Annotated in this window: 11 protein-coding genes; 9 read left to right on the forward strand and 2 right to left on the reverse strand. The window is 61.7% G+C overall.

Features of this window, described 5'->3' with window-relative positions; genetic code table 11:
• Positions 1 to 169: 169 nt before the first annotated feature.
• Positions 170 to 1,348, reverse strand: a complete 1,179-nt coding sequence (locus D8780_RS02615) for an EAL domain-containing protein (protein WP_121644235.1) — start codon at positions 1,346 to 1,348, stop codon at positions 170 to 172.
• Positions 1,349 to 1,472: 124 nt separating this feature from the next.
• On the opposite strand from D8780_RS02615, the gene D8780_RS02620 reads away from it, so the two are divergent.
• The 4 genes from D8780_RS02620 (at position 1,473) to D8780_RS02635 (ending at position 7,379) form a co-directional block, all read left to right on the forward strand.
• On the forward strand, positions 1,473 to 2,315 hold the full coding sequence (locus D8780_RS02620; protein WP_121644236.1) for a TIGR01459 family HAD-type hydrolase: 843 nt from the start codon (positions 1,473 to 1,475) through the stop codon (positions 2,313 to 2,315).
• 4 nt (positions 2,316 to 2,319) lie between these two features.
• Positions 2,320 to 3,321, forward strand: coding sequence for a bifunctional riboflavin kinase/FAD synthetase (locus tag D8780_RS02625; protein WP_121644237.1), 1,002 nt, complete (start codon positions 2,320 to 2,322; stop codon positions 3,319 to 3,321).
• Between the two features lie 238 nt (positions 3,322 to 3,559).
• Positions 3,560 to 6,580, forward strand: coding sequence for an isoleucine--tRNA ligase (ileS, locus tag D8780_RS02630; protein ID WP_121644238.1), 3,021 nt, complete (start codon positions 3,560 to 3,562; stop codon positions 6,578 to 6,580).
• A 160-nt stretch (positions 6,581 to 6,740) separates the two neighbouring features.
• Positions 6,741 to 7,379 carry a hypothetical protein gene (locus D8780_RS02635; RefSeq protein ID WP_121644239.1) on the forward strand — a complete coding sequence of 213 codons (639 nt, stop codon included), beginning with the start codon at positions 6,741 to 6,743 and terminating at the stop codon, positions 7,377 to 7,379.
• Positions 7,380 to 7,393: 14 nt separating this feature from the next.
• On the opposite strand, the gene D8780_RS02640 is transcribed toward D8780_RS02635, so the two are convergent.
• Entirely contained in the window at positions 7,394 to 7,852 is a 459-nt protein-coding gene (locus tag D8780_RS02640) for a nucleoside deaminase (protein ID WP_245412230.1), read from the reverse strand.
• 71 nt (positions 7,853 to 7,923) lie between these two features.
• On the opposite strand from D8780_RS02640, the gene D8780_RS02645 reads away from it, so the two are divergent.
• From D8780_RS02645 to D8780_RS02665, 5 genes are all read left to right on the forward strand, one after another.
• On the forward strand, positions 7,924 to 9,609 hold the full coding sequence (locus tag D8780_RS02645) for a pseudouridine synthase (RefSeq protein WP_121644240.1): 1,686 nt from the start codon (positions 7,924 to 7,926) through the stop codon (positions 9,607 to 9,609).
• Complete coding sequence (gene rsmD / locus D8780_RS02650) at positions 9,609 to 10,166, forward strand: 16S rRNA (guanine(966)-N(2))-methyltransferase RsmD (RefSeq protein ID WP_121644241.1); 558 nt, start codon at positions 9,609 to 9,611, stop codon at positions 10,164 to 10,166. Before D8780_RS02645 ends, rsmD begins: the two co-directional genes overlap by 1 nt.
• 92 nt (positions 10,167 to 10,258) lie before the next feature.
• The gene (locus tag D8780_RS02655; RefSeq protein ID WP_121644242.1) at positions 10,259 to 11,767 is read left to right on the forward strand and encodes a M16 family metallopeptidase; all 1,509 of its coding nucleotides are present in this window, start codon (positions 10,259 to 10,261) and stop codon (positions 11,765 to 11,767) included.
• Positions 11,764 to 13,356 (forward strand): M16 family metallopeptidase, encoded by a 1,593-nt coding sequence (locus D8780_RS02660; RefSeq protein WP_245412231.1) that lies wholly within the window; start codon positions 11,764 to 11,766, stop codon positions 13,354 to 13,356. The genes D8780_RS02655 and D8780_RS02660 overlap by 4 nt, the downstream gene beginning before the upstream one ends.
• A 14-nt stretch (positions 13,357 to 13,370) precedes the next feature.
• Complete coding sequence (locus D8780_RS02665; protein ID WP_121644243.1) at positions 13,371 to 14,291, forward strand: patatin-like phospholipase family protein; 921 nt, start codon at positions 13,371 to 13,373, stop codon at positions 14,289 to 14,291.
• The last annotated feature ends 1 nt before the right edge of the window (position 14,292 follow it).

Raw genomic sequence — 14,292 nt, forward strand, 5'->3', positions numbered from 1 at the left:
CTTGGCTGTTACGTTTCTGCGAAACGATGAAACCTCGGCGTCGGCCGAGGTCGCTTTGGCACTCCCTTTAGGCGAGTGCTAACGGCCGTCGAGGTAAGGGTGAAGCCATCCGCTGTCAAGAATTTCGTCCGCAAATTTTTGCGGTCGGGGATGCTGATCCGCGATATGGTTATGAAGAACCGGCTTCGCCAGGGGGTACCTGGCGTCGGAGTGGGCGAGGGATGCCGAAATGATGGCCGCTCATGTAGCGAAAGCCCCGGTCCAGAAGGGCGACGGCATCTTCTTCCCCATGGACATGCGTCACGATGATGTCCATGCCGAGCGGTCCGCATATAAAGCCATATCGCTCGCTGTCTGGCTCGCTGAGGATCGCCTTCGCGGAGAGTTTGAGCCAGCGTATATCGGCTTCCGCCAGAGCTCTTATATCGCTTTCGGGAAAGCTGTCCGCCTCGCAGGCCAGCAATGGCCGCCAGTCATCGGCGAAATAGGGCGGCGCCTGTTCCAGAATATCGTCGAGCGATACGGAAAGGATCAGTCCATCCGGCAGGGCCCTATCTCCTGTGCCAACCAGATCCTCAACGGATCGCTCTTTCGCAGCCCGCAAAAAGGACCCGCTTACCGCCACATGGATGGGGTGACCATGCTGTTCGCCCTCTTTCCTGTCGAACTGTCGGGCCGCCTCAATGGACCTTGCGAGGAGAAGCTGGCTCAAACGCGACTGGACACTGTCCGGCAAGTGGTCCGCCCGCTGAATATCGATCGTCTGGTCACCTGCTCTGAGTGAGGCATAAGCCTCGAAGGCCATCGGTGTCATCTCGATCACATCAACGATTGGCAAAAGACTGAGGCGTCCTTGGCCGGTCTCGATCATCTCACGTAGCGTGCCGGCGTCGGTATCAGGGCGGGAAGGCGTGGCTGATTGCTCGATCTTGATGGGAACGATCTTGCCCGGCTGCGTCTTCGTTCCGCCGGCCTCCGGTGGCGAAGGCGGCAATCCTGCGTCTTCGTCCGTCGCCAACTGTTTCTGCATGGTCATGATGTCGCGATGCGTGGCTCGAGCGAGGTCGGCCATGGAAAGCGCCGCTACATCCGCCCGATTGGCGAAATCGGAAAGGGCGCGGTCGATCGCCACCAGTCGATCCTCGATCTGCTTTTCCACGCGACTGGCGCGGAGCAGGGCGACGAGGGAAATGACGAGCGAAAGAGCCGCGATCAGCAGGCTCACCACGAGAACGTCGCGGACGACAAGGCTGGAGAAATCAGGATTGGCCGAGAGGATAGGCGTCAGCACCTGATAGATGGTGAAGAAAAGGATGACGACGAAAAGAGCGAAAAGGACTTTCCGCATTGCGCTACCCCGCATGGCTGGTCGCCTCCTTTTTATGATGAGATGCCAAACATCGCCAGCCATGGTGACTTGTCTTTAGCCATGGTCTAGATGCAGCGCGAAACAATCAATCCAAAGGGATCCCATGGCCTGGCAGCCCCCGCTCATGATCGACGCGCTCGAAGACGTATCCGGTGCGTACTCTCTTCTCCTGTGCGATGTCTGGGGCGTCGTTCACAATGGCGTCCGGCCCTATGACCGGGGCTGTGCGGCGCTGACACGCGCCCGGAGCCAGGGAAAGACCGTCGTGCTGATTACCAATTCGCCGCGCCGCGCCGATGCCGTAAGCGAACAGATGGTGCAGATCGGGGTGCCGGACGACGCCTGGGACGCCATCGTCACCTCGGGCGACGTCACGCGCAGGCTGATCGCCGAAGGGGCGAAGCGCATCTTTCATATCGGCACGGAAGCCGAACTCCATATCTATGACGGTCTCGATGTTGAACTCGTCTCGAAAGAAGAGGCTGACGTCATCGTCTCCACCGGCCTCATCAATGATGAGGAAGAGACGCTCGACGATTACGATGCCATGCTGAACGAATTTGCAGCGCGCGAACTGCCGATGATCTGCGCCAATCCGGACCTCAAGGTGCGTCGCGGTGATATCGTGGTGCCTTGCGCCGGTGCTCTTGCGCAAGCCTATGAAGAGCGCGGCGGCCTGGTTCGGGTGGCCGGCAAGCCGCATGGCCCGATCTATGACGCCGCGCTCGATCTGGCAGCGAATAGCGCGGGTCGCTCCTTTGCGAAATCGGATGCGCTTGCCATCGGTGACGGTGTCCCGACCGACGTTCGCGGCGCGATCGCGCAGAACATTGACTGCCTTTTCGTCACGGGCGGCGAGGCGAGCATCGAGGGCGATATCGATACGTTCGAACTTCTGAAGGCGGAAGGGATGCGCCCGGTCGCCGCTATGACGCAACTCGTCTGATCCGATGGCAATATCTCGCATCGATCACTGCCGGGACCTGCCCGCCGAACTTCGCGGCGGCATCATCGCCATTGGCAATTTTGACGGCGTGCATCGCGGCCATCAGGCCGTGCTGACAATGGCGCGGGCTGAAGCCGACAAGATCGGCGCGCCGTTGATCGTGCTGACCTTCGAGCCTCACCCACGCGCCTTCTTTTCGAAGGAGACGGTTTACCGGCTGACACCGCCCTCGCTAAGGGCTCGTCTTCTGGAAGCGCTCGGCGTCACGGCCGTCGTCGAGCAAGAGTTTGATGACGAATTCGCGGCCCTTTCGCCGGAGGCCTTTATCGAGAAGATGCTCTGCGAGGGACTCGGTGCGCGCGCGGTTATCGTCGGCCATGATTTCCATTTCGGTCACAAGCGCGCCGGCACGCCCGATATGCTCGCTGACGAGGGAAAACGGCGCGGCTTCGATGTGGAGATCGTCGAACCGGAAACGGCAGAAGACGGATTGCTGATTTCCTCGACAACGATCCGGCAGGCGCTGGCCGATCACGATCTGGCGCACGCCAATGGGCTGCTCGGCTATCGCCATACTGTGGTTGCTCAGGTGGAGAAGGGCCAGCAACTGGGCCGGACGCTCGGCTATCCGACGGCCAACATGTCGCTGCCGGAGGAGACCGAGCTCGCACTCGGGATTTACGCCGTCCGGTTCAGGCGCGCCGACGGCACGCTCCACAATGGTGTCGCCAGCTTCGGGCGTCGGCCGACGGTGACCGAGAAGGGCGCTCCTCTGCTTGAGACCTTCCTGTTCGGATTTTCCGGCGATCTCTACGGCGAGACATGCTCCGTCAGCCTGTTTTCCTGGCTGCGCGGTGAAGAGAAATTCGATGGGCTCGATCCGCTGATCGCGCAGATGAAGCGCGATGAGGAGGAGGCACGGGCGGTTCTTGCTGGCGTCCAGCCACTCGGCCCGCTCGATCTGCCTGTCAGTTTCGACGGGCTGGTCGGTGATGTTGCGGGCTAATGCCCCTTCCCACCTCGCGCGCCTTCCGCTAGAAGCGCGGCCATGACGGAATGGCGCATCCCTCCGGCTCTCGCCGGCATACGAATTAGCCGCCCGGCCTTCGCCTGCGCGTGACTGGCGCGCACGAAGGTCCGGGATGTTTCGCTTGCGGCCCGCATTTCTGCCGGTCGCGGAAGTTTTCCTACCAATGGCGCGCCCACACTTTTGTTTTTCGCCGCGCCCAGGCTGATCCGACCCTATGACCGACGATACCAAGACCGACACCGGCATCGACTATTCCAAAACGCTTTTTCTGCCGCAGACCGATTTTCCCATGCGGGGCGGCCTCCCCAAGAAGGAGCCGGAAATCGTCGCCCGCTGGAACGAGCTCGACCTCTACAAAAAGCTGCGTGAAGACGCCAAGGACCGACCGCTGCATGTGCTGCATGACGGCCCTCCCTATGCCAATGGCAACATCCATATCGGTCACGCGCTCAACAAGATCCTGAAGGATGTCATCACGCGCTCCTTCCAGATGCGCGGCTTCAACTCGAACTACGTGCCGGGATGGGACTGCCACGGCCTGCCGATCGAATGGAAGATCGAGGAACAGTACCGCGCCAAGGGCAAGAACAAGGACGAAGTGCCGATCAACGAATTCCGCAAGGAATGCCGCGATTTCGCCGCGCACTGGATCGAGGTGCAGTCCGAAGAGTTCAAGCGGCTCGGTGTGATCGGTGATTTCGACAAGCCCTACACGACGATGAACTATCACGCCGAGGCGCGCATCGCCGGCGAACTGCTGAAATTCGCGATGAGCGGCCAGCTCTATCGCGGATCGAAGCCGATCATGTGGTCGGTGGTCGAACGCACCGCATTGGCCGAGGCCGAGGTGGAGTATCAGGACTACGAATCCGATACGATCTGGGTGAAGTTTCCTATAGGTACAAACACCCGAGTTTTCCTAGAAGGAGACGGGGCAACTTCCTCGCGAGATAAATTCGAAGTTTTGAAGCCTCTCGCGGCCAAGATCGCTGATGCCTCGATCGTCATCTGGACAACCACGCCTTGGACGATCCCAGGTAACCGCGCCATCGCGTTTTCGCCGCGCATTTCCTACGGTCTTTATGAGGTCACAAGCGCGGAAAACGATTTCGGCCCACAGCCCGGAGAGAAACTGATCTTTGCCGATGCGCTGGCTGAAGAGAGTTTCGAAAAGGCCAAGCTTGGCTTTGAGCGTAAGATGGACGTGACAGCCGAGATGTTGTCAGCCATGACCTGCGCGCATCCTCTTGCGGATCTCGGCTATGATTTCCCGGTCCCGCTTCTTGCTGGCGATCACGTGACCGACGATGCCGGCACAGGCTTCGTCCACACCGCGCCATCCCATGGTCGGGAAGATTTCGACGCTTGGGTTGGCAGCGTTGTCGAACTTGAGAAGCGCGGTGTTCCGACCGACATTCCGTTCCCGGTCGATGATGCCGGCTATTACACCAAGGATGCGCCGGGCTTCGGCCCGGATCGCGAAGGTGGCCCGGCCCGCGTCATCGACGACAAGGGTAAGAAGGGCGACGCCAACAAATCCGTGATCGCGGCGCTGATCGAAGCAAACGCGCTCTTCGCGCGTGGTCGCCTGAAGCATACCTATCCGCATAGCTGGCGCTCCAAGAAGCCGGTGATCTTCCGCAACACGCCGCAATGGTTCGTGTCGATGGACAAGGATCTGGAAGGCTACGGTCTTTCGGGCCGCGAGCCGGCGCAGACCGATACGCTTCGCAGCCGTGCCCTGGCCGCCATCGATGCCACCCGCTTCGTGCCCGCGGCCGGCCAGAACCGGCTGCGCGCGATGATCGAGGACCGACCGGACTGGGTGCTGTCGCGCCAGCGTGCCTGGGGCGTGCCGATCTGCGTGTTCGCGAGCGAAGATGGCGAAGTCCTGAAGGATGAAGAGGTCAACCGCCGCATTCTCGAAGCGTTCGAGGCAGAGGGCGCCGATGCCTGGTTTGCCGAAGGTGCGCGCGAGCGTTTCCTCGGTGATCGCGCCGGCGAAGACTGGCAGATGGTGCGCGACATTCTGGATGTCTGGTTCGACTCCGGTTCGACGCACACCTTCACGCTGGAAGACCGCGACGACATGAAATGGCCGGCGGATATCTATCTCGAAGGGTCCGACCAGCATCGCGGCTGGTTCCATTCGTCCCTGCTGGAAAGCTGCGGAACGCGTGGCCGCGCGCCATACGACGCCGTCATCACCCATGGGTTCACCATGGCGGAAGACGGGCGGAAAATGTCCAAAAGTCTGAACAATCAGGTCTTTCCGCAGGATGTGATGGCGCAGTCCGGCGCCGATATTCTGCGTCTCTGGGTCATGACGACCGATTACTGGGAAGATCAGCGTCTCGGAAAATCGGTCATTCAGACCAACATCGATAGCTATCGCAAGATCCGCAACACGACCCGTTGGATGCTCGGCACGCTCGCCCATGATGAAGGCCAGCAGGTGCCGCTGACGGACATGCCGGAGCTGGAACGGCTGATGCTGCATCGCCTGGCCGAACTCGACCAGCTGGTGCGAACCGGTTACGACAATTTCGACTTCAAGCGGATCAGCCGTGCCCTGACCGATTTTATGGTGCTGGACCTTTCCGCCTTCTACTTCGATATCCGCAAGGATGCGCTCTATTGCGATGCACCGAGCTCCAAGCGTCGCCTGGCCGCGCTTCAGGTGGTGCGCACGCTGTTCGATGCCTGTGTCAAATGGCTGGCTCCCATGCTCTGCTTCACCTGTGAGGAAGCCTGGCTGGAGCGTCACCCGGATGCGGTGTCGGTCCATCTGGAACAGTTCCCCACCATCCCGGCGGAATGGCGCGACGATGAGCTGGCGGCAAAGTGGAAGAAGGTTCGGCAGGTACGCCGCGCCGTGACCGGCGCGCTGGAAATCGAGCGCAAGGACAAGCGCATCGGCTCGTCTTTGGAGGCCGCGCCGACCGTCTACATCACCGAGCCTTCGCTGGCTGACGCAATCGCCGGTCTCGACATGGCCGAAATCTGCATTACCAGCGATATCACGATCAGGACGGAGGACGCGCCGGAAGGGGCATACCGCATGGCGGATGCGCCGGGTGTCGGTGTCCTGCCCACCCTCGCCGAAGGCCGCAAATGTGCCCGCTCCTGGAAGGTGACACCGGACGTTGGCAGTGATCCGGAGTTTCCGGACGTCACGCCTCGCGATGCCGATGCCTTGCGCGAATTGAAGGCGGCGGGCCGATTGACGGCATGAGGATTGCCGTGGCATCGCTGCAACTGTCGATGGCGGGGTCGGCAGCCCCTAGCCGGGCCGGACCTGCCTTCGACATGATCTTGCCGGATTGTTCCGTCAGGGGAATGTGGGATGAATGGCGTCCTTTGCGGCGGGCGCATGGGGAACTGAGGGACAATTGATGAACCGTTTCACTTCCTTGCGGGCGTTTGGCGCCCTGGCGGCGCTTGCCGCTCTCGCCGGATGCGGTCTGCAGGGGCCGACCTATGGCACCGGCAAACCCGCGAACGTCCAGCTTGTCGAGGACGTCACGTCGATTATCGATTTGACGCCCGACAAGGGCGAGGCGATCGCTTACCAGCCGCGGCCGGAACTCGTTCAGCCACCGGCGCTTGCCTCCAATGGCGCGCTACCGGCACCGCAGCAGAATGCGACAGAGTCCGACCAGTGGCTGGAATCGCCCGAGGAACGCCGTCAGCGCTATCGGGATTACGCAACCGCCAATCGTGACGACCCGACTTTCCGCCCTGCCGTGAGCCGGCCGGAAGACTACGCGTCGGGCAGGGACGACAGGAATACGACGAGCGCCATGCGGCTGGACCGGATGAAGCAGCAGCGCGAAGAGTATCAGCGTCGCAAGCGCATCGCGACCGTTGGCGATGCGGACCAGCGCCGGTATCTTTCCGAACCGCCGACAGAATATCGTGTACCGGCTTCCACGGCGCCCGTCGGTGAAATTGGCGAGGACGAGAAGGCCAAGGCCGAACGGCTGGCCCGAGAAGCCGGCAAGGAAAAGAAGAAGCGTTTCATCTTTTTCTGACGGGAGACGGGCTCTCAGCGTTTTTCGCTGAAGAATCGTCGAAGCATGTCGGCGCTTTCGCTTTCCGAAAGCCCGGAATACACCTCCGGCGCGTGATGGCAGATGGCGGACCGAAAGTAGTTCGGACCGCTTTCCACGGCTCCGCCCTTGGCGTCCTGCGCGCCGTAATAAAGTCGTCCGATCCGGGCGAAAGAGATCGCTGCCGCGCACATCGGGCAGGGCTCCAGCGTCACATAGAGATCGGCCCCGACCAGCCGCTCCTGGTTCAGTATCACGCAGGCCCTTCGAATGACGAGCATTTCGGCATGAGCGGTCGGGTCGTTGGTCTGACGTGTTTCGTTGCCGGCGGCGGCGATAACGGTCCCATTCAGGATCAGGCACGCGCCGATCGGCACTTCGCCACGCGCATCGGCCTTTCGCGCTTCCTCGAACGCAATTTGCATCGGGCTCTGTCTGTCGGCGTTATAGTCCATATCTCGCCTCTATCGCATGGCTTGGCTTCCTGTTAGGGGAAGCGCCGCACACAGGAAAGGTCCGCGCGCGGATGAATGACAGGAACGACAAGCGGGGATCCGGCGGCAAAGGCGGCCGGCCGGAAAAAGGGTCTCTCCGCCCGGATGGCGATGCGCCCCGGCACCGCAGCGCCGATAGAAGCGGCGACCGAAAGGGACCTCCCCCCGGACGAGGGAAATCCGAGGGGCCGGAGGCTGGCCGCCCGACATCGGAACGGATCGAACAGGGCGAACGGATCGCAAAGCATCTGGCGCGTGTCGGCATAGCTTCGCGCCGTGAGGCGGAGGCACTGATCGAAGACGGACGGGTAGCGGTTAATGGCAAGGTGCTGACGAGCCCGGCCTTCAACGTGATGGCGGATGACCGCATAACGCTCGACGGCGAACTGATCGCCAAGAAGGAGCGCACCCGGCTCTGGCTTTTCAACAAGCCCGCCGGCCTTGTGACGACCAATAGCGACCCGGAAGGCCGGCCTACGGTCTTCGATGCCATGCCGAAAGACATGCCGCGTGTGATCTCCGTCGGCCGACTGGACATCAATACGGAAGGGCTTTTGCTCTTGACGAATGATGGGGGTCTTGCCCGGGTTCTGGAGTTGCCGTCGACCGGCTGGCTGCGGCGCTACCGTGTTCGCGTGCATGGACAGGTGGATGAGAAGCGGCTTGCCGATCTGAAAGACGGTATTGCGGTCGACGGTGTCTTCTATGGCGGTGTGGAAGCCGCTCTGGAGCGGACGCAGGGCAGCAATGCCTGGATCGAGGTCGGCCTACGGGAAGGCAAGAATCGCGAAGTCAAAAACATCATGGGTGCGCTCGGCCTCGAAGTGACGAGACTGATCCGCATCTCATACGGGCCGTTCCAATTGGCAGATTTGCCGGAGCGCGCAGTGCGCGAGTTGAAGGGCCGCACATTGCGCGACCAGCTTGGCGTCCGCCTGATCGACGAATCGGGCGCCGATTTCGACGCGCCGATCCTCACCGCCTTCAGTAACAAGCCGGTCCGCGCCGAGCGTAAGCCGGAGGACGCTTCCAGCGCAAAGTCCGGCCGCAGCCGGGATCGTGACGAACGGCGCTCGGATGCTCTCGACCGGCTTTCGACAAGCCGCGACGAGGGTTGGGTTCGCAGTTCCGGCCGCGATCGCCGCGATACCAGGGATGATAGCAAGTCAGCCCCCGCGCGCGACTTTGGTCCGTTGCGGTCGCGCCAGCGCAACACCCATGTCTGGCTCGGCGAGGGCGCTCGTCCGCTGAGCAAGAAGGAAAAGGAAGCCGCCAAGCGGCGCGAGGCCAACAAGGCCGCCGTTTTCGCGCGTGATGTGCAGAAGGAGCGTGAGGAAAGCGGCGAGAGCCGACGTTCCGGGCCGGCTCGTCCTAAAACACAGGGCGCGGATGATCGAGGCCGGAAAAACGCGACCGGCGACAAGAGAGGACCGTCTTCTGCCAAGGGACGGCAAGATCGCGAGGCACGACCCACCGGCGACCGTTCACGCGGCGGCGAGCGTGCGGACAAGCGCGGCGGCGGACGCTCCACGGATCGAACTGGCCCGAAAGACGCTGCCAAGCGCGGTGAGGGACGCGGGCCGACGGGACGTCCGAACCGCGACGGCCCCCGCAGCGCCAAGCCGCGTGATGGCGGGCGTGCAAGACCCGGAGGCGGCTCGAAAGGCGGGCGGCCCGGTGGGGGCAAGCCACGTGGCGGTGGCGGTCGTAAAGGCTGATGCGGATCGTCGGCGGCGAATTCCGGGGCCGGAACCTGAAGGCGCCGGGCTCTGACGCGACGCGTCCGACCACGGACCGTATGCGCGAATCCCTGTACAATATTCTCGCTCATCGGGACGATATCGACCTTCCGGGAGCGCGCGTTCTCGATCTATTTGCGGGAACGGGTGCGTTGGGTATCGAGGCTTTGTCGCGGGGCGCCGCCTATGCCCTTTTCGTCGAGGATGCCGGCGCGGCGCGGGCCGTCATCCGAACGAACCTGGAAACGCTCGGACTCGGTGGCCGAACCCGGATTTTCCGGCGTGACGCGACCCGTATTGGCGAGGTCGGCACGATGAAGCCATTCGATCTCGTTCTTGCCGACCCGCCTTACCGGATGGGTTTGGGCGAAAAGGCTCTGGCGGCCGCGAAGGAAGGCGGCTGGCTGGCAGATGGCGCTTTTTGTATTCTGGAAGAGGCCGCGGACGCAACGTTTTCCCTGCCTGATGGCTTTTCCGTGCTGGATGAACGCCGTATCGGTGAGAGCCTCTTGCGTTTTCTGCGCGCAGGTGAATAGTCAGCCTTACGATCTTTTCATCGTCCCGGCGCGTTTCCGCCTCAATCTCTCGTCCTATCTGGCACCACAGCAAGAGAATGACGGGAGACTGTATGACCCAGCGTCTGGCACTTCGCATCTTTGCACTCTGTCTTTCCACGATGCCGCCTGCCGCGCTTATGGCGCAGGAGACCACGGTGCCGGCCCAATCGTCCGAGAAACGATCGGCTTCTGACGAAGTCCCCAATGTCAGTCACTTCGTGCTCGATAACGGAATGGAGGTCGTCGTCATTCCCGACCATCGGGCCCCGGTCGTGACCCATATGGTGTGGTACAAGGTCGGCAGTGCCGATGAGGAACTTGGCAAGAGCGGCATCGCTCATTTCTTCGAACACCTGATGTTCAAGGGGACGACGAACCATCCGGCTGGCGAATTTTCGAAAGCAGTTTCGGAAATCGGTGGTGAGGAAAACGCTTTCACCTCTTACGATTACACCGCCTACTATCAGAAGGTTCCGCCTTCTGCGCTCAAGGAAATGATGGCATTCGAGGCCGACCGCATGGTCAATCTGGTTCTGACCGACGATGTGATCGGCCCGGAACGCGATGTCATTTTGGAAGAACGCAACAGCCGCGTGGAGAACAATCCGGGCGCTCTCCTTCGTGAAGAGCACTCTGCGACGCTCTGGCAGAACAGCCCTTACGGAATACCCGTCATCGGCTGGAAACACGAGATGGAGCAGCTCAATCGCGAGGATGCGATCGATTTCTACACGCGCTTTTACGCGCCCAATAATGCGATTCTGGTCGTTGCCGGTGATGTCACCGCTGAGGAGGTGCGCCAATATGCCGAAGAGACATACGGCAAGGTGCCTCACGGCCCCGAATTGCCGCCGCGTGTCCGGCCGAGAGAGCCGGAGCAGAATACGGCCCGGAGTGTAACCTTGCGCGACGAGCGCGTCAGCGTGCCGTCCTTCTACTCCGAGTGGATCACGCCGAGCTATCACACCGCAGAGGACGACAAGGAAACGGCAGCGCTGGAGATGCTGGCCGAAGTGTTGGGCGGCGGCGTGCGCTCCCGCCTCTATGAGCGGCTCGTCGTGAAAGACGGAACAGCGCAGAGCGTCGGTGCTTCCTATGATGCGACCGCCTGGGACGACGGGACCTTTACCATATGGGGCTCGCCGCGAGGTGAAGGCGACATCGAGACAATGCGCGCCGCGATCCGCGAGGAGATCACCCGCATCGCCGAAGAGGGCGTACCGGACGATGAGTTGGAGAAAGCGAAAAACCGTTCGGTCAAGTCGCTTATCTTCGCCCGTGACGAGCAGTCGACCATGGCCCGGATTTACGGTTCTCTTCTCGCCACAGGCGGCGAAGTGGAGGACGTCAACGAATGGGCAGGACACATTCGCGCGGTGACGAGCGATCAGATCCGCTCTGCGGCATCCACCTATCTCGGAGCGGAAACGGCCACTACCGCGTTCCTGTTGCCGCCGGAGGATATGGGTGGCGGAGCAGACGAGGGAGCGTCTCCAGGAGACCAGAGCGCGGTCAACGACAATATCGAGCCGGCAGTTGAGGAAACAGACGGCACGACGGCCGGGGAGCAGGGTGAATGAGCATGATCGGGACGTTCGGAATACATATCCGCAAATCAGCCCTCGCTTTCTTCGCTGTCGCCTCTCTGGCCGTGGCCGGCAAGGCCGAGGCGGCGGTCGAGATACAGGAGGTCGTTTCGCCGGGTGGCGTGAAGGCCTGGCTGGTCGAGGACTATACGGTGCCTCTTGTCTCCATGAAGTTCGCGTTCAAGGGCGGGTCCTCACAGGATCCGGAAGGCAAGAGCGGTCTGGCAAAGCTGATGACCGGTCTTTTCGATGAGGGAGCCGGTGATCTGGACAGGGCTGCATTTCAGGACGCGCTCGATGTCTCGGGTGCGGAGATGGGCTTTTCTGCCGGGATCGACGAGATCACCGGATCGATGACGTGGCTCGCGGAGCGCGAGGACGAGGCGGTGCATCTGCTGACGCTCGCCGTCAACGATCCCCGTTTCGACGCCGAACCGGTACAGCGCATGAAGAGCCAGTTTCTGACCAGCCTGATCGCCGACGAGCGCGATCCCAACACGCTGGCTGGCCGGAAATGGCGCAAGGCCATCTATGGCGACCATCCCTATGCGCGCGACAGCGATGGCACGAAGGAAACGATGGGTGGCTTGACGGCGGAGGATCTCCGTAGCTTCCACGACAGCCAGTTTGCGCAGGATAATCTGTTTGTTGCCGTGGTGGGAGCGATTTCAGCCGAGGATCTTGGCAAGCGTCTGGACACCATTTTCGGCGATCTGCCGGAAAAAGCGAAGCTGCGCGAGGTTCTCGAAGTGCAGGCCAAACTCGGCGAGCGTGTTCACTACGAATATCCGCTCCCGCAGACGAGCCTATCGCTTCTTTACCCCGGTATCGAGCGCGAGGATCCCCGCTTCTTCGCCGCCTATCTCGCCAACCACATTCTTGGTGGCGGCACGTTCTCTTCGCGTCTTTACGAGGAAGTGCGCGAAAAACGCGGCCTAGCTTATGGCGTCGGGTCCAATCTCTCCAATTACGATCACGCCAGCAACTGGGGTATCGGCACCGCCACCCGGTCGGACCGGGCTGCCGAAACGCTCGACCTCATCCGCGATGAAGTCAGCAAGATCGTCGAGGGCGGTGTGAGTGAAGACGAACTGGAAGCGGCGAAAAACTATGTGACCGGCGCCTATGCGATCGCCAATTTCGATTCATCGTCGGCGATCGCCAGCACCGTTCTCGGGCTGCAACTGGCTGGTCTTCCGCGTGATTATATCGAGACCCGTGAGGCGACGATTGATGCCGTCACACTGGATGAGGTCAATGAAGAGGCGAAGCGGCTTCTTTCGGCGGAACCATCCGTTCTCATCGTCGGGCCTGCATTTGAACAAACGTCGGCAGGCCCGGCCGGCGATGGCGCTCTGAACGGCGATGATGGCGGTCAGCCCCTGCCATCGGACCTTCAGCCTTCGGCGGACAATGACAACGCAGCCGTGGGCGACGCGAAGAGCGGGCCGACGGAGCGCGCGCCGGAAGCCGAAACCGGGCCGGTTGACGACCAGGAGGCGAAGCCGGCCAGCATTGACAACAATGATGATCGGCAGGACGCTTCGGAAGCGCCGCCGGAAATGGAAGCTGGAGGCAACTGACGGGAACAGCCAGGATGGCAGAAGACGAGACCCCTTCAAGTTCGGTTGATGCCAGGACCTCGCGGGACCTCGAACGTCCCCGCATTGGCCTGGCCCTCGGCGGCGGCGGCGCGCGTGGTTTGGCGCACATCCATGTTCTGGAGGAACTGGACGCGCTGGGTATCCGGCCGGCGGCGATTGCGGGGTCGTCCATCGGCGCGCTGATCGGCGCGGGCTATGCTGCCGGCATGAGCGGGAAAGAAGTGCGCCAATATGCTGTCGGCGCCTTCAGCAAGAAGGTCGATACGTTGCGCCGCGTCCTGCAGATGCGTCCCGGCCGGCTTGGTGATAGCGCTACGGGCAGTTTCCATCTCGGACAGTTCAACATCGAAACGATACTGGCGGCCTTTTTGCCGGAGAAGCTACACGGCCGTTTCGAGGATCTGGAAATACCGCTCCTTGTGACCGCCACCGATTATTACGGCCATAAATGCCAGTTGCTGGAAGAGGGCGATCTGCTGAGCGCGCTCGCCGCATCGGCTGCCGTTCCCGCGCTTTTCGCTCCCGTTCGTCGCTCCGGCACACTCTATGTCGACGGCGGGATCTGCTCGCCGGTTCCTTTCGACGTTTTCGGTGACCGGGTCGATATGATCATCGCGGTGGATGTTGTCGGCACGCCGCGCTCCGGCCTGAAGAGCCCTTCATCGATCGATCTGCTGTTTGGTGCGACGCAGCTCATGATGCAGTCGATCACGGCTGGCAAACTCGAACGTCAGAGGCCCGATATCATGCTCAGGCCGGCGATCGATCGCTTTCGTGTGCTCGATTTCGCCCGGATCGACCAGGTGCTTGAAGAGAGCCGAAATGTCCGCCTCGATCTTCGGGAGGCGCTGTTGCGGCTGAGGCCCGAACTCGTCGCCGACCGTATCGTCGAGCAGTTTTCCGCCGCGCCGTAAC

Source organism: Notoacmeibacter ruber (assembly GCF_003668555.1).
Lineage (GTDB): Bacteria > Pseudomonadota > Alphaproteobacteria > Rhizobiales > Rhizobiaceae > Notoacmeibacter > Notoacmeibacter ruber.

Coding starts and splice junctions, on each gene's coding strand:
- D8780_RS02645 (WP_121644240.1), top strand. CDS start 7,924: ATGAATGACAGGAACGACAAGCGGGGATCCGGCGGCAAAGGCGGCCGG.
- D8780_RS02620 (WP_121644236.1), top strand. CDS start 1,473: ATGGCCTGGCAGCCCCCGCTCATGATCGACGCGCTCGAAGACGTATCC.
- D8780_RS02640 (WP_245412230.1), bottom strand. CDS start 7,852: ATGGACTATAACGCCGACAGACAGAGCCCGATGCAAATTGCGTTCGAG.
- D8780_RS02615 (WP_121644235.1), bottom strand. CDS start 1,348: ATGCGGAAAGTCCTTTTCGCTCTTTTCGTCGTCATCCTTTTCTTCACC.
- D8780_RS02665 (WP_121644243.1), top strand. CDS start 13,371: ATGGCAGAAGACGAGACCCCTTCAAGTTCGGTTGATGCCAGGACCTCG.
- D8780_RS02625 (WP_121644237.1), top strand. CDS start 2,320: ATGGCAATATCTCGCATCGATCACTGCCGGGACCTGCCCGCCGAACTT.
- D8780_RS02635 (WP_121644239.1), top strand. CDS start 6,741: ATGAACCGTTTCACTTCCTTGCGGGCGTTTGGCGCCCTGGCGGCGCTT.
- D8780_RS02655 (WP_121644242.1), top strand. CDS start 10,259: ATGACCCAGCGTCTGGCACTTCGCATCTTTGCACTCTGTCTTTCCACG.
- D8780_RS02660 (WP_245412231.1), top strand. CDS start 11,764: ATGAGCATGATCGGGACGTTCGGAATACATATCCGCAAATCAGCCCTC.
- rsmD (WP_121644241.1), top strand. CDS start 9,609: ATGCGGATCGTCGGCGGCGAATTCCGGGGCCGGAACCTGAAGGCGCCG.
- ileS (WP_121644238.1), top strand. CDS start 3,560: ATGACCGACGATACCAAGACCGACACCGGCATCGACTATTCCAAAACG.